Below are 22,037 nucleotides of genomic sequence, written 5' to 3' on the forward strand. Positions count from 1 at the left end.
CACGCCACCATCTTGGGGCCGGGAGGCGGGCCTGGCGGGACCGACGCGCTGAGTGTCACTCCGTGTACTGCGCGTGAGGGAGGGGGCGGGTGCCTGCGCGTCCCGGCGTACGGCGGCGTCCGCGGGGGCGGGTGTCTGCCGTGGGGCCCGCAGCCGTCACCGCGGTCGTCGGTCGCCGTCGGCCACCGGCCGCACGGGCGGTGAGGTGTGTACGGCGCCGTTGTGGGACGGCGGGTGGGTGTGGAACAGCGTTGCGTACAGGCCGCGGTGGGCCAGGAGTTGGGCGTGCGTGCCGGCCTCCACCAGGCGTCCCCGGTCCAGGACCAGGATGCGGTCGGCGTCCGCGGCGAGGTCCAGATCGTGCGTGATCACGATGGTGGTGCGGCCCGCGGCGAGCCGCCGTAGTGGCGCGACGATGCGCTGGGTGGCCAACGTGTCCAGGCCGGTGGTGGGCTCGTCCAGAATGAGCACGGGGGCGTCGCGCAGCATCGCCCGCGCGATCGCGACGCGCTGGAGTTGGCCGCCGGAGAGCCGGGAGGTGCCGGGCGCGATGACGGTGTCGTAGCCGTCGGGGAGGGCGGCGATGAACACCTCGGCGTCGGCCGCCCGGGCGGCGCGGACGACATCACCGTGGGTCACGTTGTCGCGCCCGCAGGCGATGTTCTCCTCGACGGTGTCGTGCAGGACGAGGGTCTCCTGGGGCAGCAGCGTGATGTTGCGGCGGAGCCGGTCGAGCGGCATCCGGTTCACGGGGATGCCGTCGAGCCGGATGCTGCCGGCGTCCGGGTCGTAGAACCGCAGCAGCAGGGCGGCGAGCGTCGACTTGCCCGCTCCGCTGGGGCCGGTGATGACCACGAGTTCCCCGGGCACCGCGCTGAACGAGAAGTCCTTCAGGACCTCCTCCGTGCTGCCCGGATAACGGAAGTGCACCCGGCACGCTTCCACCGCGCCGACCGCGCGGCTCGGCGCGGGGACGACGGCGGCGGCGTCCGGGTCGGTGACGGCGGGCCGGGCGTCGAGGATCTCCAGCAGCCGCTCGGATCCGGCGGTCGCTTCGGTCACCGTCAGCCCGAGCTGGCCGAGGTCGCGGATCGGCGGGTAGAGGTAGCCGATGAAGGCGGCGAAGGCCAGCAGCTGCCCGAGCGTCATCCGCCCCGCGGAGATCTCCCACGCCCCCAGGCCGATGATCGCCAGGACGCAGAGCGTTTCCAGGACCTCGACGATCTGCTCGTACAGCTCGTTGAGGCGGGCGCTGGTCACCGACGCCCGCAGCCAGCTGCGGGCCTCGCGGCGCAGCCGCTGCTGCTCGTCGTGCTGCCGGTTGTAGGCCTGTGTCAGGACGACGTTGACCAGGCCTTCCTCGACCACCGAGGTGATGGCGCCGTCCGCCGCGCGCTCCCGGCGGGACACCTCCTTGACCCGGCCGGTGAAACGGCGCGTGGCGATCCAGAAGAGCGGGGCCAGGGCGAAGGTGACCAGGGCCATGTCCCAGCGCAGCCAGAACGCGGCGCCGGCGTAGAAGATGACGCCGAAGACGGCCGTGGCCGCCTGGACCAGGCCGGTGACCACCAGCTGCTCGATGGCGTCCACGTCGCCGGTCAGCCGCTCGACCAGGTCACCGCGGCGATTGCGCTGGAAGAAGTGCGGCGGCAGCTTTTGGAGATGGGCGAAGACGCGGGCCCGCAGCCGCATCACAAAGCGCTCGGCCGTCCAGGCGGCGAGCGAGTTGCCCAGATACCCCACCACCCCGCCGGCGACGGCCACGCCCAGCCACAGGGCGGCCGGTGCCCAGAAGGCGCTGACCGAGCCCTTCTGCAGAGCGTTGTCGGTGAGTTCGGCGAAGACCAGGATGGCCACGGTCTCCGCGAGCGCGGCCACGATGGCGCAGAGACAGATGAGGACGATCCAGCGCCGGTCGCCGCGGGTCAGCGGCCAGAAGCGCCGCACCGATTCCTTGAACCCCACCCGCCTCGTACGGATCGGGGCATCGGCCACCAGGCCGGCCCGAAGGACCCGTTCCCTACCGGTGCCGGGGGGCGGCTGGGCCGTGCGCCGCGGGTCTGCCGCGGGAAGAGGGGAGGGAGCGACGGGCTCCCTCGACAACGATGAACCCCGTCCAACGGGCGGTGCTTCAGCGCCTCGTTGAGGCGACGCTGCACGGCGCTCCGCGCGCCGGCGCGAGCTGCGGAGGTGCATGGTCGCTACTCACATCGTCGGTGCTCGGGGGTTGGCCGGGACCGGGAGAGGCCCGTCAAACCAACGAGGCGGACCCGCGCGGTACGCGAGCCTGCCTCGGACTCAGGTTTTTGAGTCAGTAGCCACGACGCCTGCGCAGATACCTGCGTCCACGCCTCCGGCGACGCCGGCGGTTGTGGTCATGGTCGTGGTCGTGATCGTGGTCGCGGTGACGCCTTCTAGGGAAGACATTCCGGAAGCTCATTCTCGCCTCCTAGGACTTGTTCCTTGTTGTCGAACCGTTACCGGTGACGACAACTCCCAAGCTACGACGCTCACCTGTCTCCAACAAGCTGATTTGCGTGAAAATTCAGATATACACCAATATTCTTCGCAAACGTGACAAAGGGTGCGGGGTAGTCACTCTCCGGATGCCGTGCGTCCGCGCCCCGGCCGCGGACGCTGCGTGGGCTTCGGCACCCGCGGCGTAGGGGCGCGGTGTACGGGCAGCGGCGTGCAGGGCCGCCGCGGGAGGCCGGTGGCGGCGGGAGGGCGACGGCGGCTCAGACGGCGTGCCGGGCCCCGTCCAGGACGGCGACGGGCGGGGCCGGCGGGGCGGCGGGACGGCGGCACCCCGGACGTGATCCACACCCTGGAGACCGCGCCCGTGCCGCGTACCGTCGCCGGGGCGCCGGGGGCCGGTCGCTCGCGCGGCCCCGGCACCCCGGCGACGTCCTCCGCGGCGCCGCTGACGGGGTCGTGAGCGGCGCCGCGGGGTGCATCGGCGGTGGTCAGGTCGCGCTGAGCGCCACCGTCGGATGCAGCCGGGAGGCACGGACGGCCGGATACAGGCCGGCGACGACGCCGATCAGCAGGGTGGCGCCGAGTCCGCCCGCCAGGGACCAGGGCGGTACGACCGCGGTCCACCCCTGGGCACGGGCGAAGGCGACCGTGGCGGCGGCGCCGAGGGCCGCGCCCACCAGCCCGCCGAGCGCCGACAACAGCAGGGACTCGGTGAGGAACTGGAGCCGGATCGAGCCTCTGGTCGCGCCCAGGGCGCGGCGCAGCCCGATCTCCTGGCGGCGCTCCAGTACCGAGATCACCATGGTGTTGGCCACCCCCACCCCGCCGACGAGCAGCGCCACCGCCCCCAGCCCCAGCATCAGCGTCGTCAGGCCCTCGTCGGTGGCGGCCTTGGCCGCCAGGGCGTCGGAGGGGCGCGAGACCTTCACTCCCCCCTCGTTGCCCGGATTGACCGTACGGGCCAGGACCCCCTGCACCGCCTCCACCGAGGCGTCCGTGGAGCGCTCGAAGATGGTGGTCGGATGGCCGTCGAAGCCCAAGTAGCGCTCGGCGGACGGGTATCCGACCAGCGCGACGCGGTCCAGGGTCGGCACCAGCTCGACGGGGGCGAGGATGCCGGTGACGACGTACCACCGGTCGTTGAGCAGGATCTTGCTGCCGGGCGCCGTCACCCCGAGGCGGTCGGCGGCCACCCCGCCGAGCACGACGGTGGGCAGTCGTTCACTGGCGCGGTTCAGCCAACTCCCCTGGCTCGTACGGGCATTGAGGGCCGCGAGCAGATCGGGGCGGGCGGCCTGGACCGTGACCCCCGACGCCAGCTCCTCCGGTACGACATCGCTGCGCCGCACCCGGGCGTTGACCGCGCCGGTGGCGGTGGCGTGCTGGACCGGGCCGATCCGCTCGACCATCGCCACCGCGCTCTTGGGGAGCTTCACGTCCTTGCCGAGGGCGTCCGTGCCCGCCTCGGCGGTGAGCAGATTGGTGCCCAGCCGGTCCAGCCGGGCGAGCAGGTCGGCGCGGCTGGAGGTGGACAGTCCGACGACCGCGACCATCGTGGCGATGCCGATCGCGATGCCGAGGGCGGACAGCACGACGCGGGTGCGGCGGCTGCGCAGGCCCTCGGCGCCGACCCGCAGCACATCGGCGGGGGAGAGCCGGGCCGGCCGCAGCGTGGGGCCGCTCATGGAGTCACCTCCTCGGTGTGCTCCGCAGGGGAGGCGGGTGCGGGAGCATGTCCCGGAGGGGAGCCGGGTGCGGAGGCCTGCTCCCGGGGGGAGCCGGTGGCGCCGGCGGCACCGGAGTCGTCGACGATCTCGCCGTCCCGGAAGCGGATCCGGCGCGGCAGCGAGTCGGCGATGTCGTGGTCGTGGGTGATGACGCAGACGGTCCGTCCTGCCGCATGCAGTGCGCGGAGGAGGTGCATGACCCGTGCGCCGGAGGCGGAGTCCAGTGCGCCGGTCGGCTCGTCGGCGAGCAGCAGATCGGGCTCGCCGACCAGCGCGCGGGCGATGGCCACCCGCTGCTTCTCGCCGCCGGAGAGCTGGTGGGCGAGGTGGCCGGTGCGGTGGCCGAGCCCCACCTCTTCCAGGGCCGTACGGGCCCGCGCGCGGCGCGCGCGCAGCCCCGTCCCGCCGTAGAGCAGACCGTCGGCGACGTTGTCCTGGGCGGTGCGGCCGGGGGCGAGATGGAAGTGCTGGAAGACGAAGCCGATGTGCCGGGCGCGCAGGGCGGAGAGCTGGGCGTCGGACAGCCGGCTCACGTCGTGCCCGGCCACCCGGACCTCGCCCGAGGTGGCCCGGTCGAGGGTGCCGAGGAGGTTGAGCAGAGTGGATTTGCCGGAGCCGGACGGGCCGACGATGGCGAGCAGTTCGCCCTGCGCCACCCGCAGGTCCACGCCCCGCAGGGCATGGACGCCGCCCGGGTACGACTTGGTGGCCGCCCGCAGTTCGATCACTGCTGAGGTCATTGCTCGGCCGCTCCGACCTTCATGCCCTCGGCCAGCCCGGTCCCGCTGACCTCGATCCGGCCGTCGGCCGACAGGCCGGTGTCGACCCGGACCATGTGCGACCCGGCGCCCTGGACCACCTCCAGGCCGTAGCCGCCCTCGCGCAGCGCGACGACCGCATCGACCGGCACCGTCAGCACGCCCTTGCGGCTCTCGCTGACGAACTTCACGCTCAGGGTGCCCTGCTGGTCCTTCTGCTGGGGCTTGGCGTCGCCGTCGAGCGTGATCTCGACGGCGATGCCGTCCTGTCCGGACGGCGCGCCGGAGCCGCCGGGGGCCGCGCCCTCGGCGGAGTCCGCGCTCTCGGGGGTGGCCACGCCGCTGACCTTCCCGCGCCGGGTGCCTCCGCTGGGCATGGCGACCTCCACCTTCGTGCCGTTGGCGGCCAGCGCCCGGTCGGTGGCATCGAGCGAGGCCCGGACGACGGGCGTGGTGGAGGCGACCGTCAGGACCGTGTCGGACGGGCCGACCGCGTCGGCGAGGGCGGCGTCGGCGGCCACCACGCGTACCGGGCCGCGCTGGAAGACGAGGTCCCCCTTGCCGATCCGGCCGTTCGCGTCGGTGAGGCCGAGGGACTTCTGCCATGCCTTGACGGCGGCCTCGGTCGCCGCGTCATAGCGGGTATCCACATACAGCCGGGAGCCGAAGCCCAGGTCACGGAGGTTGCGCTCCAGTTGGAGGACGTCCGGGCCGCGGTCGCCTGCCTTCATCGCGCGGAACATCGGGGTCGCGCCGTAGAGGAGGACCACCGGGCGGGCGTCGCGCTCGTACAGCGGCTGGCCGAGCGACACGGTCCTCCCCGGCCGGGCGGCCTTGGTGACCGTGCCCTCCACGGGGGACTTCACCGCACGGCGCTGTGCGTAGTCGAGATGCCCGTCGACGCTCTTGCTCACCACCAGATCGGTGCGGGTGATCTCGGTGGTGTGGGCCGGCCCCTTGGCGCGCCCGCCGTCGGCGGCGGCGTCCTTGCCGTTGTTGGTGAGGAGGATGACGCCGCCCGTCGCCGCGGTCGCGGTGACCGCCGCGACCAGGGCGATCAGCCCCCGGCGGCGCTTTGCGGTGTTGCTCACTGCATGCCGTCCAGTCCGTCGAGGAGCTTGTCCTTGCACGCCTGGCGGGCCTGCTTGTACGCGGGCGAGTCCGGGGAGACCTCGGGCGAGACGGGGTTCGCGTCGCCGCCCGGGATGACATTGCCGTTCTGGAGCTGCGGGTTGGCGAACTTCGAGAGGCCGTGGGCGCGCATGCACTTGGCGTGCGCGAGCATCGACTCGTACTCCTTCTGGACGTCGCGGCGCGGCTCCTCCTTCGACGCCTTGAGCATCTCGCCGGTGCAGACACCGCCCTTGCCGCCCTTGGCGATCTCCTCGTTGCCCGGCTTCTCCTGGAGTTCGTTGATCTTCGTCCAGTCGAGATAGCCGCTCAGCTTGGGGTCGGGGAAGTCCTTGTCGACGTTCTTGCGCATGCACTGGACGTACTTCATCTGTGCGTCGTAGAACGCGCTCTTGCCCTGGGCGGCGGAGCTCGGGGAGCCGGAGCCGTCCTTGTTCCGGTCGGTCGAGGGCGCGTCGCTGACGGAGGCCACCCCGTCGTCCGACGGCTGGGTGCCACCGCAGGCGGTGGTCAGGGCGAGGGCGGGTACGGCGATCAGCAGCGCGAGGCGCGCGGGCCGGCGGCGGGGGGATGTCTGCGGGGTCATGCGGCCAATTTCGGGCCGCTAGTTGGTGGTCGTTCCATGGCCGCATGATGGGAACGTAACAATGCCGGCGGACCGCGCTCCCGCCCTGTGGATAACTCCTGAGCTGCACGGACCTCGCACATAATCGGCGGCATGCCTCATGTACTGCTGGTCGAGGACGACAGGTCCGTGCGCGACGGAATGGAGCTGGTGCTGCGCCGGCACGGCCATGCGGTCGATGCCGTCGCCACCGGCGAGGAAGGGCTGACGCTGCTGTCCCGGCCGCGCGGCGGCGGCATCGAGATCGCGGTGGTCGATCTGATGCTGCCGGGCATCGACGGCTTCGAGGTCTGCCGGCGCATCCGCGCCCGGAGCCAGCTGCCGATCATCATGCTCACCTCGCGCGGCGACGATCTGGACGTGGTCAGCGGGCTGGAGGCGGGCGCCGACGATTACGTGATCAAGCCGATCACCGGCCGGGTGCTGGAGGCCCGGATCCGGGCGGCGCTCCGGCGGGCCGGGCCGGCCACCCGCACCGACAGCGACGACTTCGCCGGGCTGGTCATCGACCGGGCGGGTCTGACCGTCACCAAGCAAGGCGCCCGCGTCCGCCTCCCGCCCACCGAACTGCGGCTGCTGCTGGAGCTGTCCGCCGCCCCCGGCCGGGTCTTCAGCCGCGAACAACTCCTCGAACTCGTCTGGGAGCACGACTTCCTGGGCGACTCCCGGCTGGTGGACGCGGCGGTGGGCCGGCTGCGCGCCAAGCTGGAGGACGTCCCCGCCAGACCGCGCTACATCCAGACGGTGCGCGGCTTCGGCTATCGCTTCGGACCGCTGTGAGCCGGCGATGACCACGACCAGCACTGCGAGGACCGCGCCGGAGCCCGCCGCGGCCACGGCCGGACACCGCGCCGCGCCGCCCCGGATGCGGCTGCCGCACATCGGCGGTCTGCGCGGCCGCCTCATCGTCACCGTCGTCGTGGTCGCCCTGATCAGCGCGGTCACCGCCACCGCTCTGGCCTACCGGGAATCGCGCGAGGCCGTCCTCAAGCGGGCCCAGAGCGCCGCCGTCGACGACTTCCGCAACCGCATCGAGCAGCTCGCGCCGGAGCTCGACGTCCCCACCGACCGCCGTGCGATGGCCCGCTTCGCCCAGGACGTCTCGTCCGGGCTGCGCGGCTCCCTGGTCGTCGCCCGGTACCGCGAGGTCACCGCCGTCACCGACCCGTCCGCCGACCGCACCCGCATCACCCCCGAACTCCGCGCGGCCGTGCGCACCCACTCCCGGGTCTCGCTCCAGCGGGTGGCGCCCGACGGACGGCCCTGGCTGGTCCTCGGCGCCCCGGTCGGCCTCGACGCACCGGCCCGTCACGGCAGCTCGGCCCGGCCTTCCGGGGTCGAGGTCTACGCGGTCGTCTCCCTGGCGGAGGAGGAGCGCGACACCGCCGAGCTGGTGCGCAGCGTGCAGAGCGGCCTGCTGCCCGTGGTGCTGCTGGCCGCCGTGCTCGCCCTGGTCGCGGCCCGTACGGCGCTGCGGCCGGTCCGCAGACTGGCGCGGGCCACCCGCCGGCTGGCCACCGGCGAGCTGAGCATCCGGGTGGAGGAGAAGGGGCGCGACGAACTGGCCGAGCTGGCGCACACCTTCAACGAGACGGCCGGCGCGCTGGAACACAGCGTCGGCGAGCTGCGCGAACAGGAGGCGCTGGCCCGGCGCTTCGTCGCCGATGTCTCCCATGAGCTGCGCACCCCGCTGGCCGCCATGACCATGGTCTCCAGCGTCCTGGAGGAGGACGCCGACGAGCTCACCCCGGACACCGCACACGCCGCCCGTACGGTCAGCGCCGAGACCGCCAAGCTCGCCCGGCTCGTCGACGACCTCATCGAGATATCCCGCTTCGACGCCCGGGCCGTGGCGCTCACCGTGCACGAACTGGACCTGGCCGAGGCGGTGCGCGCCACCCTGGCCGCCCGCGGCTGGAGCGACCGGGTCGAGGCCGATCTCCCCCTGGGCATACGGGCGCGGCTCGACCGCCGCCGTCTGGATGTCATCGTCGCCAACCTCGTCGGCAACGCCCTGCGGCACGGCGCACCGCCGGTGACCGTCACCGCGGGGGCGGCCGATGACTGGCTGACCCTCGCCGTCGCCGACCACGGCCCGGGGCTGGACCCCGAGACCGCCCGCCATGTCTTCGACCGTTTCTACAAGGCCGACAGCGCCCGCGCCCGCTCCGAGGGCAGCGGCCTGGGAATGGCCATCGCCCTGGAAAACGCCCGTCTGCACGGCGGCACCATCGAGATCGCGCCCCCGGCGCCCGGCATCGGCGCGGTCTTCACCCTCCGCCTCCCTCTCCGTACGGACTCCGCCTCATGACGCGCCCTGGCACCGCCACCGTCTGCTGTCTGCTCGCCGTTGCCGCCACGGGGTGCGGCATCCGCCCCACCGGTGTCACGGACGGCGGCTCGGCTCCCTCCGGGATCTCCCAGGGCATGCGGGTCTACTTCGCCTCCGACAGCGGCCCCCGCGGGGTGTCCCGGCCCGGTGCCCAACTCCACGAGCTCAACGGCGCCTTCAAGTTGTTGCTGGCGGGCCCGACCCCCGAGGAGCGCGCCGCCGGGCTGGCCAATCTGCTCCCCCGGGGCGAGGCGCTCAGCGCCACCTCCCGCCACGGCAAGGTCACCGTCAACGCCCCGGGCCGTCATTTCGACCCTCAGGACCAGAGCACCGGCCAACTGGTCTGCACCATCGCCCGGGCCGAGGTGCTGCTGCACGGAACCCGTCCGGACAAGGTGCAGGTGACCATCGTCGGCGCGGACGGGCGCGCGGGGCCGTACCAGTGCCAGCAGTTCCTCTCGCGCTGAGTCTTACGGCGCACGCGGTGGCCGGCTGGTCGGCTGGTCGGCCTCCCGACTCCCAGCTCCCGACTCCCGGCTCCCGGCTCCCGGCTCCCGGCTGCGAGTTGGGGGTGCGAGTTGGGGGTGCGAACTGGGGGGACGAGGCCGCGGGTCACAGCTACTCCGGGGCGACGGGCAGCAGGCGATAGCCGTCGCCCTCCGGGATCACCCGTCCCGCCGTGGGCGGCGGGAAGTGGCTGCCCAGGAGCAGGGTGTCGGTACCGGCGAGCGAGGCGAGCAGGGCGCGGCGGGTGTGCACGGCCTGTACGGGATCGACGTCGACACAGCTGCCGATGCCGGGGCGCAGCAACTGGACCGGGTGGTGGATGCAGTCCCCGGTGATCAGGGCCGTCTGTCCGGCGCTGCGCAGCTCCACAGCGACCTGGCCGGGCGTGTGTCCGGGGGTGGGCAGCAGACGCACGCCGGGGGCGATGGCGGTGCCCTCGGCGGGGACCTCGACGAGGTCGAGCAGTCCGGCGTCCCGGATCGGGTGCACCGAGTCCCGGAACATCTGGCGGCGGGCCTCGTCCATCTCGGCCCCGGCCCAGTGGTCCCACTCCGCGCGGGAGGTCAGATAGCGGGCGCGAGGAAAGGTGGGAACCCAACTCCCTTGTTCGGCACGGGTGTTCCAGCCGACGTGGTCGGTGTGCAGATGGGTGAGCACGACCAGGTCCACCGTCTCCGGGGCGAACCCAGCCGCGGTCAGACGCTGGAGGTAGTCGGTGTCGAGGTCGTGCCAGGCGGGGTTGGCCCGGGGTTTGCCGTTGCCGATTCCGGTGTCGATGACGAGGCGCAGGCCCTGCACCTCCAGGGCGAAACTGTGGCCGGCCAGGCGGAGGGCTCCGGCGTCGTCGGCGAAGTCCGGCCGGAGCCACGGGGCTTGGGCCACCACATCGGGGGTGGCGTCGGGCAGCAGCCAGCGCCCGGTCTGCGCGGGAAAGGCCACCTCGTCGATGCGGCGGACCGCGAGGTCGCCCACCGTCCAGGCGGGGATGACGTCACTAAAGGCGGGCATGGATCATCCTCTCACAGGCAAAAGCAAACCCTTTGCGTTAAGTCACACTAGCCCGCTATGCTGAGTTAACGCAAACAAATAGCTTTTGCTGTTGTCGATGCGGCAGCCGATGCGGCTGCCACATCGACAACCCCCTCACCCAACCCCCTCACCCCCTCGCGCTCCCCCGTCTTGCCCCCTTCGCGCCGTTGTCGGCATGCGCGGACCGGGAAGAGATGCGCAGACCACGAAGGGATACGCAGGACCACGAAGCGCCGGACCAAGCAGTGCCGGGACCACGAAGGGACCAAGCAGTGAAGTGCAGGACCAAGCAGTACCGGACCGCGAAGTGCAGGACCACGAAAGGCTGTGCATGACCGCCGCAGAACTCACCCCGCAGGAAGGCGCCCGCTGCGCGCTCCGCGCCGGACTCCCCCTGGCGGACGACCGCCTCGCCCCCGTGACCGCCACGGCGAACCACATCCAGTCCGTTCTCGGCGTCCTGCGCGAGCTGGACTTCCGGCAGACACCTCCCGCCCCCGTCTACCAGGCAGGAGGCCCCGCCGGTGCAGCCCTATGAGTTGACGCTGGCCGGCGCGGCCGCCGCCATCCGGGCGGGAGAGCTCTCCCCCGTGGAACTGACCGCTTCGGTGCTCGGCCGGATCGGTGCGGTGGAGGACCGTCTGGGGGCGTACGTCACCCTCGCCGCGGACTCCGCGCGCCGGTCGGCCGTACGGGCGGAACGGGAGATCGCGGCGGGCCGCCACCGCGGCCCCCTGCACGGCATCCCGTTCGGGCTGAAGGACCTCATCGATGCCGCCGGGCTTCCCACGACGGCCAGTTCGCGGGTCGGGTCGCCGCACCCTCCGGCCACGGACAGCGCCGTGGCGGCCCGGCTGTCGGCCGCCGGTGCCGTCCTGCTGGGCAAGACCCACACCCATGAATTCGGCTACGGCCTGACGACGCCGCAGACCCGCAATGCGCGGGACCACGCCCGTATCGCCGGCGGATCGAGCGGCGGCTCGGCCGTCGCGGTGGCCGCGGGAGCCGCCACCTTCGCCCTCGGTACGGACACCGGTGGCTCCATCCGGGTCCCCGCGGCATTGAACGGCGTGGTGGGCCTCAAGCCCACCTACGGCCTGCTCCCGCTGCACGGCGTGACCTCGCTGTCGTGGTCGCTGGACCACGTCGGCCCGCTGACCCGCACCGTCGAGGACGCCGCCCTCGTACTCACCGCCCTGGTCGGCCGCCAGGGCCCGCCCGGCTCCCCCGGTACGGCGTCCACCACAGCGCCCACCGGCCGCAGCGCCTCTCCTGCCGCGCACGGGGCGGACCTCCCGCCCCCGGAGAGCGCCGATCTGACGGGACTGCGCATCGGCGTCCCCCGTCAGCACTACTTCGAGCGCGTGGACCCCGGCGTGGAGACCTCGGTACGGGCCGCCATCGGCCAATTGCACGCATGCGGCGCCGAGCTCATGGACATCGACATCCCGATGGCCCGCTACCTCCAGGCGACCCACTGGGGGCTCATGGTGCCCGAGGCGACCGCCGCCCATGAGCAGACGCTGCGCTCGGTGCCGGAGCTCTACGGCGAGGACGTCCGGGTCCTGTTGGAGGCCGGCGCACTCGTCCCGGCGGGCGACTATCTGCGCGCCCAGCGCTCCCGCGCCCTGATGCGCGAGGCCTGGACCGAGCTGTTCCAGCAGGTCGATGTGGTCGCCGCACCCAGCGTGCCGATGGCCGCCGTCAGGGCCGAACAGCAGACGGTGCAGTGGCCGGACGGCACGGCGGAGACCGTCTCCGACGCTTATGTCAGGCTCTGCGCACCGGCCAACATCACCGGCATCCCGGCCCTGTCCCTGCCCGTCGCCCCGGACGGCACGGGGCTGCCGGCCGGCCTCCAGCTGATGGGCCGGCCCTTCGACGAGGCCACCCTGCTGCGGGTGGGCCGCGCCTACGAAACCGCGTCCGGCAGCGTCGGCGGACCTGTTCCGGTGGCCGCCTGATGCGCCCGCCCAGTCAGGCGTACCTGAAGCGCCGCCCCCGGCGGTGGGCTTCCGAGAGCCCCTCCCCTACTCCCCCTTGAAGCAACTCCTTCGCCTTAAGCCGTAAGGTGGAGCCATGAGCCCCAGGCCGATGACCCGCCCCGGGGGGCGCAGCGCCCGCGTCCAGGAATCGGTGCACGCCGCCGTGCGTGCCCTTGAGGCCGAACAGGGCCGCGAGGCGCTGACCGTGCCCCTGGTCGCCGCCCGCGCCGGTGTCACCCCGTCGACGATCTACCGCCGTTGGGGAGACCTCCAGGAGCTGCTGTCCGACGTGGCCGTCGAGCGCCTCCGCCCGGAGACGGAGCCCGCCGATCACGGAGCGCTGCGCACCGACCTGGAGGCCTGGGCAGAGCATTTCCTGGAGGAGATGTCCTCGCCCCCGGGCCGTGCGTACATCCGCGACGCGCTCGCCGGCGATCCGGACGGCAGTCATGCGGGTCAGTGCTCGGCCTACGCCGCCGAGCAGGTGGGCATCATCCTCGCCCGCGCCGCCGACCGCGGCGAACCGGCCCCGGACGCCGAGGTGGTGATGGACCACATCGTGGCGCCGATGATGTACCGGCTCGTCTTCCGGCCGGGCCCGCTGGACGCGACGTACGCCCGCGGCCTGGTGGAGGCGACGCTGTCCAGCCTGATGCCACCCGGCTGACCAGCCGCACCGCGCGCGAACACCGCTGGCCGGCTGGGCCGGCCACCCCACCCGTCACCCAGCCGACCGCCCCCGTCAGTGCCCGTGTCCGTGAACCTGCCCCTGCCCCTGCCCCTGCCCAGCGTCGGCCGTACGTGTGCCGTCCGGGTCGTCCGGGTTCTGCGGGCTCTCCTGGTTGTCGGACGGCTCGGCACTGGGGCCGCCATTGTCCGACGGGTCGCCATTGTTCACCGGGTCGCCGTTGTCCGACGAGCCGCCGTTGTCGGACGGGTCGGCGCTGTGGGACGGGTCCGGGTTGCCGGAGGGCTCGGGGCTGTCGGACGGGTCGGGTTCATCGGAAGGGTCCGGTTCCCGCGGGCCGTCCGCGCTCAGCTGGAGGCTGCCGAACCGTGCGTTGCGCCAGTCGCGGCTGGGCACGACCGTGACCACGGAGCCGGTGCAATCGCGCCCGTTGTACAGCACGAGGTCGGTGGGGGTGTCGTTGTCCACCGTGCCGTAGCCGTCCCCCACTCCGTAGCAATGGTCGTCGCCGGGATCGAGGATCTCGTGCATCCGGTTTTCCGGGCGGGTGTGGTACGTGATGACGCCGGTGACGGCCTGGGCGCCATGGGGGCTGAAGGCCACGAACGCCCCGGTGAGGGCCAGGGCGCCAAGGAAAGCGGTCATGCGTCGCACAGTCGGAACTCCTCGTCAGCCACGGGCGGCGGTCCGAACGGCCCGGGTCAGGCCCTTACGGGATGTCGCCATGTGGGGTTCCCGACGCCCCCTCAGGATATTCATCCCATAAGGGATATTCACCGTGCAGCGGGACATGCAGAGAGGCGTCCGGCGGCTGACCGGCGTGGCTCCACGGGCCGGTCAGCGGGCCGTACGGGTACCGCGCGGAGCAGCTATCTTGCGGCGGTGACCGGTTCCGCGGCGCGCCCGCTGCTCTTCTTCGACGTTGACGGCCCGCTCCTCCCGTTCGGGGGACCTCCGGCGCACCGCGCGGGCGGGCATCCGGCGTACCCGGCGGGCCACCTGCCCCGGGCGCCGGTGCGAACCCGCTGCCGAGCAGGATCAACCCCGCGCTCGGCCCCAGACTGGCGGCGCTTCCGTGCGAGCTGGTCTGGGCGACCACCTGGATGAACGGGGCGAACGAGTACCTCGCGCCGCTGCTCGGGCTGCCGGAACTGCCCGTACTGAGCCGGCCGGAATCCGCCGCCGGCGAGGAGCGGGACATGCCTGCCGGGCTGCACTGGAAGACCCGCCCGCTGGTCGACCGGGCGGCGTCCCCAGCCGTCTACCCCACCCCCACCCCCGAACGCACAAGCCGGGCCGCCGACGTGCCCAGGCCGGTCGGGGCGCCCAGCCAGCCCGGTGAACCCGTCGGGTGGCGCAGCTCGGGCTCGATGTAGCGGCGGCAGCCCTGGTGCCAGGTGAGGATGCCGGCCATCCAGTTCTCCAGCTCGTGGACGTATCCGTCGAGCGTCTTGCGGGCCTCCGGCGAGAGGTCGAAGTCGTCGTAGACTACCGGGAGTTGATGGGCCGCGACGTGCCGGAACTCGTTCATGCGGGAGGTCATGAGGTCATGGATGATGTGCAGCGCGGTCGGGTAGTCGCAGTCGAAGAAGGTCTGCACGACCAGGATGCCGTTGTGGACCTCGCCCTCGTACTCGATCTCCTTCTGGTACGAGAAGACGTCGTTCGTCAGGCAGGCGACGTCGGCGGCGGAGTTCTCCAGTGAGCGCAGGGCGCCGGTGCGGTAGACCTCCGGCGGGACCTGTCGGCCGTGGCCGATGCGGCTCAGGCTCATGGTGAGGTCGGAGCCGAACGTCGCCCGGCGCATCTCGATGTAGTCGACCGGGTCGGGGATCCGGTTCTGGGTCTGGTTGTCGAGCTCCCACAGCCAGCTGGCCGTCATCGTGTCGACGGTCTGGCGGAACGCCCGGCGCGCCTCGGGGGTCATCGGCTCCGCCGTACGGGGCCACAGGTCCGCCAGCCCGCGTTCGAGGGCGTTGACCGGCTCCGGGGTGGGCGCCGCGAGGTCGACGGGCATGAAGGACGACAGCCGCTCGGTGCACACCTTGGCGGCCACCAGGTCGCGCGGCCGCCCGAAGACCTGCGGGTAGTAGTCGTCCGCGTAGGTGCCCCAGGCCAGCCATGCGGCGCTGAGGTCCAGTTGTTCGGGGGTGGCGTCGGGGTGGATGCCGGCCGCGCACAGCGGCAGGTCGTAGCGGATGATCGCGGGCTCGTCCCAGACGTCGGAGAGCGGCACCCCGGGCTGCGGCCGGAGGATGCCCATCCGGTGCGCCCAATCGATGAGCCGGCGGCGGGCGCCCTCCAGATGCGGGCTGAGGGTGGTGGCGAACGGCATGTGGATGTCGGGGATCCGGGACGGGCCGACCTTCGGGTGCGGCACATGCGTGGTGCTGCGCAGGCGGTGCGCACCGGCCGTGGCCAGGGCGCGCCGCAGATCCGCGGCCGAGGTGCCGAGTCCACCGAGGGGGAACGGCGACCAGGCGGGCGAGGTGCGGGCCGCGGCTCCGCCGCCGTTCATGTAGCGGCTGGAGCGCATGTGCCATTCATGGCCGCCGGACTGCCAGTCCTGGAGCCCCTTGGCGTACGCCAGCACGTCCGCGCAGGACCGCGGGTCCAGGCCCGTCTCGGCGAAGAGCGCGGGGAGTTCCGCGACGACGGTGTTCTCGAACTGCTGCAGCCGCGAGGTGATCAGGTCGTTGACGGAGTCCGCGGCCTCCTGGGTGGTGCAGTTCAAAAAGGTCTCCAGCACCAGGACGCCGTTGCTCAGCTCGCCCTCGTCCTCCGTCTCCCGCTGGTAGGAGAAGAGGTCGTTGCGCAGATGGACGCCGTCGGAGAAGGTGTCGCGCAGTACCCGCAGCGGCCGGGAGCCGGCGACGGAGGCGGGGACCTCGGCGCCGGTCGCGTACTCCACCAGGCCCGCCGACCAGGGCGCACCACCGACCTTGCGGCGCATCTCGATGTACTCGACGGGGTTGGGCACCCGGTGGATGTCGATGTTGGACAGTTCCCAGAGCGACTCGTTGAGCAGATGCTCGGTGCTCTCGGCGAACCGCCGCCGCCAGTCCATGGACATCTGCGGCACGGTGCGCGCCCACAGGTCGGCGAGTCCCGCCTCGACGGGGTTGACCGGCTCGGGAACGGGCGCGGCCAGGTCCATCGGCATGAACGCCGGCAGCCGGTCGAGGTACGCCTTGCCGCCCTCCCGGTCCAGCGTCCGCTTGAACGTCTCCAGGAAGTGGTCGTCGAAGAAGAAGACCCAGACGTACCAGTCGGTCACCAGCGAGAGCGCGTCGGCGTCACATTCCGGGTGGGTGTAGGAACACAGCAGGGCGTAGTCGTGGGCGTCGAGGTCCGACACCTCCCAGATGCCGGAGCCCTCCAGCATTCCCATGCTGCGCGCCCACGTTCTGGAGTGCGTACGGGCCGCCTCCAGATGCGGGTTCAGCCGCGCCGGGTGGGGCGTGTAGAAGGTGGGCAATTCGAATGGCTGCTGCGACACCGTTGCTGGCCTCTTCCCCTGCGTACGGAGGGACGGCGCGCCGATCCACGCCCCCCTTGAACGGGGGCAGCGCTACCCCGGTGATCGGCGGCTTAGGCCTTATGGAGGAGGAGCTTCCGTCTCCACGCCGCTTCCGTTCGGAGTGCGCTGAACTGGGCTTATTTCTGGCTGACTTCTGGCAGCTTTGTTTCGCCTGTGGTGGTCGGCCGGCCGATCGCCGCCGTACGGCCGTGCGCCGCCGTCCGGCCGATCGCCCCCGTCCGCAGGGCGAGTTCCGCGAGCGCCTCCGGGGCGCCGGCCTGGCCGCGGATGCCGGGGAAGGCATTGATGTCCACGAGCAGGGGCGCGCCGCCGCCGGCGTCGAGGACGTCCACGCCGTAGACGTCCAGGCCGAAGATCTCGCCGGCCCGCAGCGCGGCGGCCCGCCAGCTCGCGGGCAGTTCGCCGGCCGGCAGCGACCGGGTCGGTCCACGGCCGCCCGGGGCCAGCTCCGAGCGGCGCAGCCCGGCGAAGAGCCGGCCGTCGACCACCCACAGCTTGTGGTCCCAGCCGCTGTTCGCGGTGAACTCCTGGACCACCACCGGCTCCTGGGCCCAGTCCGCGGCCAGTTCCCGCAGCCCCGCGGCGCTGTCGGCGCGGGCCACCAGGTCGTGGCGCCGGCTGAACCGGCTCTTGAGCACCAGCGGAGTGGCCGGATCGCCGGCCGCCGCCAGCCGGCCGACCGTGGTCAGCGCGGTGGTGGCGGCGAACGGCAGCCCGGCAGCGCGGGCCACGTCGGCCATCGCGACGCGGTCCTGGCAGCGCGCGGTCGCCGCCGCGGAGTTGAGCACCGGGGCGCCGTGCTCCTCCAGGAAGGCGGCGAGCGCCAGCGCCCGCGGGGTCCGCGCCTTGAGGAGATAGACGTCGGCGAGCGGGAAGAGGCCGGGGCCCGCGGTGGCGCTGCCCGGATCCAGCGAGACGACCTGGTGCTCCGGGGCCAGCAGCGCGGTGACGGCGGCCAGCAGCGGATGGCCGGGGTCGGCGGTGAGCAGACAGATCCTCATCGGCCGCCGCCGAGGGGCGCGGTGGGCCGGACGGGGCGCGGAAGCGGCGGCACGGAGCGCGGAGCCGTCGGGGCGGCCCCCGCCTTCGACTGCCCCGACGCCGGTCCGGCCCCCGTCTTCGACTGCCCCGACGCCCGTCCGCCCTCCGGCCCGGCCGCCCACCCGGCCGCCGGGGCGGCGTCCCGCCCGCTCGTCCCGCGCCGGGCGAGCTCCAGCACGGCGGCGGACACCCGGGCGACCGCGTCCGGCACCTGACGGAAGCTGGGAAAGTCGTTGATGTCGACGACCACCGGGCCGTCGGGCCCGAGCAGGATGTCGACGCCGTAGAGGTCGAGGCCGAAGACCTCGCCGATCCGGGCGGCGATCCGGGCGACCTCGGCGGTGAGCGGCACCTGGCGTTCGCGTACGTCGTGCGCGGGGTGCAGGGGCGAGCACCGCTCGGTCGCGTACAGCTCACCGGCGACGCTGTAGACCTTCAGATCCGTACCGGAGTTGGGGACGTAGGGCTGGGCGATGAGCAGTCCGCCGCCCCCGTCGCCCGTGCCCGCGGAGCCGGCCGGCGCCAGGGGCTCCAGCAGCCGGTCCGGCGTCGCCACCAGCCGGACCGCGCGCCCGGAACTGCCGTCCGCGGGCTTGACCACGAGCGGGAACTCCGCCTCGGGTATCTCCGCGAGCTCCTCGGGCCGGGCCGCCGCATACGTCACGGGGACGGGCAGCCCCGTACCGCGGGCGAGCACCGCGGCCAGCGCCTTGTCGCGCACCCCCCGGATCGCCCGGACGTCGTTCACCGTCGTCAGCCCGGCGGACGCCGCGGCCTCCAGCAGGGTCAGGCCCGGACCGCCGGAGACGGTCTTGAGGACCCAGGCGTCATGGCTGCCCGCCTGTATCGCGTCGGACAGGGATATCAGCGAGCGGCCCGGCCACAGCACGTCCACCTGGTGGCCCCAGGCGCCGAGTTGGCGGATCACGTCCAGCGGCATGCCGTCGTGGCGGTACTGCTCCTCCACCAGGAAGCAGAGTCTCATCGGGGCACCCTCGTCATCGCCGCACGTCCGTCCACCGTCCGTCCGGCAGATCCATGACGTACCAGGATCCCATGCGGGGATCAGGCAGCGCCGTGGGCCTACGCACCCGGCACCCGGCTCTCGTTCACGGCGGCGTACGGGTGGACGGCCTCGTCGACCACGGTGCGGCGGAGTGCGAACGGACGGCCCCGTCGACCATGGCGGACGGCCCCGTCGACCACCTCGGGGCGGGCCGGTCCGCCCCGCACGCCCGGTGTCGCTACCGTGAGGCGACCGCGACCGACCGTGACCTCCGCGACCGAGCGGGCCCAGGCAGGACGGAGCGGGACCGGATGCAATGGGAGGTCCAGTGACCAGCAAGGCCGCACCCTTCGACGAACTCGACCGCAAGATCATTGCGGCGCTGATCGACAACGGCCGGGCGAGCTTCGCGGAGATCGGCGGCGCGATCGGGCTGTCGGCCACCGCGGTGAAACGACGGGTGGACCGGCTACGGGAGAGCAAGGTGATCACGGGGTTCAGCGCCACCGTCCGGCCGTCCGCGCTGGGCTGGCTGACCGAGGCGTACGTCGAGGTGTACTGCGACAGCGCCGCCCCGCCCCGCCGGCTCGCGGAGGTCGTCCGCAACCATCCGGAGATCGCCGCGGCGATGACCGTCACCGGGGGCGCCGATGCGCTGCTGCATGTGCGGGCGACCGATGTCGAGCACTTCGAGGAGGTACTCGAACGCATCCGGACCGAACCGTTCATCCGCAAGACAATCAGCTACATGGTGCTGTCCCATCTGCTGCCGGAGAGCCCGGAGGCCGGCGCCGGCGGATCCTTCGGCCAGACCGGCGCAGAAAACATGCAGAAATAGCAGCCGACACGCAGCATTGCTGCGCCAATACGCAGCATTTGTTTCTTGTTGCCGGAATCCTTCGCTCCGTACCGTGGAAAACACGAGGTGACAACCCTTAACGGTCTGTCACGGCAGGAGCGGAGCGGAGGGATGTCTGTGCTGACGAGTCGTGTGCCGCGCCCGCGGCGCTTTCTGGTGTGCGAACCCCGGCACTTCGATGTGCGCTACGCCATCAACCCCTGGATGCGGACGGACGCACCGGTCGACACCGCGCTCGCCGCCCGCCAGTGGGAGGCCCTGATGGGCGCCTACCGCGCGCACGGGCACACGGTGCAGACCGTGGCGCCGGTGCCCGGACTGCCGGACATGGTGTTCGCGGCGAATGCGGCGCTGGTCCTGGCGGGGCGGGTCTTCGGCTCGCTCTTCCACGCCCCGCAGCGACGGCCGGAGTCCACCGCGTACGAGACGTGGTTCAAGGCCGCCGGCTTCGACGTCTACCGGCCGGAGTCGGTGTGCGAGGGCGAGGGCGATCTGGTCCCGGCGGGCCCCTATGTGCTGGCCGGCACCGGCTTCCGCACCACGCGCGCCGCCCACCAGGAGGTACAGGAGTACTTCGGGGTGCCGACCATCAGCCTCCAGCTGGTGGACCCGTACTTCTACCACCTCGACACCGCGCTCTTCGTGCTCGACGAGGAGAACATCGCGTACTACCCGGAGGCGTTCTCACCCGGCTGCCGCGAAGTGCTCGCCCGGCTCTTTCCCGGTGCGGTGCTCGCCACCCGGGACGACGCCATGGCCTTCGGGCTCAACTCCGTCTCCGACGGCCGCCATGTGTTCATCGCGCCCCAGGCGACCGGTCTCATAGGCCGGCTCGCCGCCCGGGGCTACGTCCCCGTCCCCGTCGACCTGTCCGAGTTCCACAAGGCCGGCGGTGGCATCAAGTGCTGCACCCAGGAGATCCGCTGATGACCGCTCCCACTCGTACCGCCCCGGTGCTCGCTCCCCGCTCGTCCGCGGAGCTGATCCAGGCCGAGGGCCCGGTTCTCGCGCACAACTACCACCCGCTGCCCGTGGTGGTCGCACGCGCCGAGGGCGTCTGGGTCGAGGACGTCGAGGGACACCGCTACCTCGACATGCTGGCCGGCTACTCGGCACTCAACTTCGGCCACCGGCACCCGGCGCTGATCGAGGCCGCACACCGCCAGCTGGATCAACTCACCCTCACCTCCCGCGCGTTCCACAACGACCGGCTCGCCGGCTTCGCCGAGGGCCTCGCCGAGCTGACCGGCCTGGACATGGTGCTGCCGATGAACACCGGCGCCGAGGCGGTGGAGAGCGGCATCAAGGTCGCCCGCAAGTGGGCGTACGACGTCAAGGGCGTCCCGGCGGACCGGGCGACGATCGTGGTGGCCGGCGGCAACTTCCACGGCCGGACGACCACCATCGTCGGCTTCTCCGACGACGACGACGCCCGCGTCGGCTTCGGCCCCTTCGCCCCCGGCTTCCGCACCGTCCCCTACAACGACCTGGCCGCGCTCGAAGCGGCCCTGGACGAGACCACGGCCGCGGTGCTGATCGAGCCCATCCAGGGCGAGGCCGGCGTCCTCATCCCCGACGACGGCTACCTCACCGGCGTCCGCGAACTGACCCGGCGCAACGGCTGCCTGTTCATCGCCGACGAGATCCAGTCCGGCCTGGGCCGCACCGGAAAGACCCTGGCCGTCGAGCACGAGTCCGTCGTCCCCGACGTGCTCCTCCTGGGCAAGGCCCTCGGCGGCGGCATCGTCCCGGTCTCCGCGGTCGTCGCCCGCCGCGAGGTGCTCGGCGTGATCGGCCCCGGCCAGCACGGCTCGACGTTCGGCGGCAACCCCCTGGCGGCCGCGGTCGGTTCGGCCGTGATCGAACTGCTCGCCACCGGGGAGTTCCAGCGCCGCGCCACCGAGCTCGGCGCACAGCTGCGGACCGGCCTGGCCGCACTGACCGGCAAGGGCGTGACCGGCTTCCGCGCCCGCGGCCTGTGGGCGGGCGTGGACATCGACCCCGCCCTCGGCACCGGCCGGGAGATCAGCGAACGCCTGATGAAGGAAGGCATCCTGGTCAAGGACACCCACGGCTCGACGATCCGGCTGGCCCCGCCGCTGACCATCACCGCCGAAGAACTGGACACGGCACTCAACTCCCTGGCACGGGTACTGATCTAGCCGCGGTCCCGCTGGCCACGGTCCCTCTCTGGGCCTCGGCCCCCGTCTTTGCCCCGAGCCGTCGGGCAGCCCCGCACGACCAGGGCCTGCCCGACGGCTCAGCACGCTGAAAAACCACCCCCGGCGCGCCCGCAAACACCCCCGTGACGCCCCTGAACGGCACCCTGA

Annotated in this window: 20 protein-coding genes and 1 pseudogene; 11 read left to right on the plus strand and 10 right to left on the minus strand. The window is 72.5% G+C overall.

Translation table 11 applies throughout. The annotated features are described in order from the left end of the window. Positions 1-156: 156 nt before the first annotated feature. From EST54_RS20745 to EST54_RS35555, 5 genes are all read right to left on the minus strand, one after another. Positions 157-1,965 (minus strand): ABC transporter ATP-binding protein, encoded by a 1,809-nt coding sequence (locus EST54_RS20745; RefSeq protein ID WP_129249135.1) that lies wholly within the window; start codon positions 1,963-1,965, stop codon positions 157-159. Positions 1,966-2,966: 1,001 nt separating this feature from the next. Further along, entirely contained in the window at positions 2,967-4,163 is a 1,197-nt protein-coding gene (locus tag EST54_RS20750) for an ABC transporter permease (RefSeq protein WP_129249136.1), read from the minus strand. Further along, positions 4,160-4,945: an ABC transporter ATP-binding protein gene (locus EST54_RS20755; RefSeq protein ID WP_129249137.1), complete on the minus strand. Its 786-nt coding sequence runs from the start codon at positions 4,943-4,945 to the stop codon at positions 4,160-4,162. Before EST54_RS20755 ends, EST54_RS20750 begins: the two co-directional genes overlap by 4 nt. Beyond that, positions 4,942-6,054, minus strand: a complete 1,113-nt coding sequence (locus EST54_RS35550) for a peptidoglycan-binding protein (RefSeq protein WP_244942577.1) — start codon at positions 6,052-6,054, stop codon at positions 4,942-4,944. The genes EST54_RS20755 and EST54_RS35550 overlap by 4 nt, the downstream gene beginning before the upstream one ends. Then, positions 6,051-6,680, minus strand: a complete 630-nt coding sequence (locus tag EST54_RS35555) for a hypothetical protein (protein WP_239013169.1) — start codon at positions 6,678-6,680, stop codon at positions 6,051-6,053. Before EST54_RS35555 ends, EST54_RS35550 begins: the two co-directional genes overlap by 4 nt. A 132-nt stretch (positions 6,681-6,812) precedes the next feature. On the opposite strand from EST54_RS35555, the gene EST54_RS20765 reads away from it, so the two are divergent. From EST54_RS20765 to EST54_RS20775, 3 genes are read left to right on the plus strand one after another with little or no spacing between them, the layout of a single operon-like run. Beyond that, entirely contained in the window at positions 6,813-7,499 is a 687-nt protein-coding gene (locus tag EST54_RS20765) for a response regulator transcription factor (RefSeq protein WP_129249139.1), read from the plus strand. Positions 7,500-7,506: 7 nt separating this feature from the next. Beyond that, positions 7,507-9,030 carry a sensor histidine kinase gene (locus tag EST54_RS20770; RefSeq protein ID WP_129249140.1) on the plus strand — a complete coding sequence of 508 codons (1,524 nt, stop codon included), beginning with the start codon at positions 7,507-7,509 and terminating at the stop codon, positions 9,028-9,030. Then, positions 9,027-9,518 (plus strand): GerMN domain-containing protein, encoded by a 492-nt coding sequence (locus EST54_RS20775; RefSeq protein ID WP_129249141.1) that lies wholly within the window; start codon positions 9,027-9,029, stop codon positions 9,516-9,518. Before EST54_RS20770 ends, EST54_RS20775 begins: the two co-directional genes overlap by 4 nt. 151 nt (positions 9,519-9,669) lie before the next feature. Here EST54_RS20775 and EST54_RS20780 read toward each other — a convergent pair whose 3' ends face one another. After that, on the minus strand, positions 9,670-10,566 hold the full coding sequence (locus EST54_RS20780) for an MBL fold metallo-hydrolase (RefSeq protein ID WP_129249142.1): 897 nt from the start codon (positions 10,564-10,566) through the stop codon (positions 9,670-9,672). 352 nt (positions 10,567-10,918) lie between these two features. Here EST54_RS20780 and EST54_RS20785 point away from each other — a divergent pair, with 352 nt between their 5' ends. From EST54_RS20785 to EST54_RS20795, 3 genes are all read left to right on the plus strand, one after another. After that, positions 10,919-11,125, plus strand: a complete 207-nt coding sequence (locus tag EST54_RS20785; protein WP_129249143.1) for a hypothetical protein — start codon at positions 10,919-10,921, stop codon at positions 11,123-11,125. Further along, positions 11,112-12,551: an amidase gene (locus EST54_RS20790; protein WP_129249144.1), complete on the plus strand. Its 1,440-nt coding sequence runs from the start codon at positions 11,112-11,114 to the stop codon at positions 12,549-12,551. The genes EST54_RS20785 and EST54_RS20790 overlap by 14 nt, the downstream gene beginning before the upstream one ends. Positions 12,552-12,666: 115 nt before the next feature. Continuing rightward, on the plus strand, positions 12,667-13,239 hold the full coding sequence (locus EST54_RS20795; RefSeq protein WP_129249145.1) for a TetR/AcrR family transcriptional regulator: 573 nt from the start codon (positions 12,667-12,669) through the stop codon (positions 13,237-13,239). A gap of 75 nt (positions 13,240-13,314) precedes the next feature. On the opposite strand, the gene EST54_RS20800 is transcribed toward EST54_RS20795, so the two are convergent. Continuing rightward, positions 13,315-13,905, minus strand: coding sequence for a chitin-binding protein (locus tag EST54_RS20800; protein WP_174857481.1), 591 nt, complete (start codon positions 13,903-13,905; stop codon positions 13,315-13,317). Positions 13,906-14,142: 237 nt separating this feature from the next. Here EST54_RS20800 and EST54_RS35560 point away from each other — a divergent pair. Then, positions 14,143-14,519 (plus strand): annotated as a pseudogene (locus tag EST54_RS35560) (hypothetical protein); the annotation flags it as partial. A gap of 2 nt (positions 14,520-14,521) precedes the next feature. Here the strand turns inward: EST54_RS35560 and EST54_RS20810 are convergent. The 3 genes from EST54_RS20810 to EST54_RS20820 form a co-directional block, all read right to left on the minus strand. Then, positions 14,522-16,759: a family 2 encapsulin nanocompartment cargo protein terpene cyclase gene (locus EST54_RS20810; RefSeq protein WP_129249146.1), complete on the minus strand. Its 2,238-nt coding sequence runs from the start codon at positions 16,757-16,759 to the stop codon at positions 14,522-14,524. A gap of 158 nt (positions 16,760-16,917) precedes the next feature. After that, a complete protein-coding gene (locus EST54_RS20815) occupies positions 16,918-17,802 on the minus strand; it encodes an ATP-grasp domain-containing protein (RefSeq protein ID WP_129249147.1) in 885 nt (294 codons plus the stop codon). Next, complete coding sequence (locus EST54_RS20820; protein WP_129249148.1) at positions 17,799-18,827, minus strand: ATP-grasp domain-containing protein; 1,029 nt, start codon at positions 18,825-18,827, stop codon at positions 17,799-17,801. The genes EST54_RS20815 and EST54_RS20820 overlap by 4 nt, the downstream gene beginning before the upstream one ends. Positions 18,828-18,919: 92 nt before the next feature. Between EST54_RS20820 and EST54_RS20825 the strand changes: the two genes are divergently transcribed. From EST54_RS20825 to rocD, 4 genes are all read left to right on the plus strand, one after another. After that, positions 18,920-19,180, plus strand: a complete 261-nt coding sequence (locus EST54_RS20825) for a hypothetical protein (RefSeq protein WP_129249149.1) — start codon at positions 18,920-18,922, stop codon at positions 19,178-19,180. Continuing rightward, positions 19,177-19,686, plus strand: coding sequence for an Lrp/AsnC family transcriptional regulator (locus tag EST54_RS20830; protein WP_129249150.1), 510 nt, complete (start codon positions 19,177-19,179; stop codon positions 19,684-19,686). Before EST54_RS20825 ends, EST54_RS20830 begins: the two co-directional genes overlap by 4 nt. Before the next feature lie 132 nt (positions 19,687-19,818). Further along, positions 19,819-20,634 carry a dimethylargininase gene (gene ddaH / locus EST54_RS20835; RefSeq protein ID WP_239013171.1) on the plus strand — a complete coding sequence of 272 codons (816 nt, stop codon included), beginning with the start codon at positions 19,819-19,821 and terminating at the stop codon, positions 20,632-20,634. Beyond that, entirely contained in the window at positions 20,634-21,869 is a 1,236-nt protein-coding gene (rocD, locus tag EST54_RS20840; RefSeq protein WP_129249151.1) for an ornithine--oxo-acid transaminase, read from the plus strand. Before ddaH ends, rocD begins: the two co-directional genes overlap by 1 nt. The last annotated feature ends 168 nt before the right edge of the window (positions 21,870-22,037 follow it).

The organism is Streptomyces sioyaensis (genome assembly GCF_004122735.1).
GTDB classification, from domain to species: Bacteria; Actinomycetota; Actinomycetes; order Streptomycetales; family Streptomycetaceae; genus Streptomyces; species Streptomyces sioyaensis.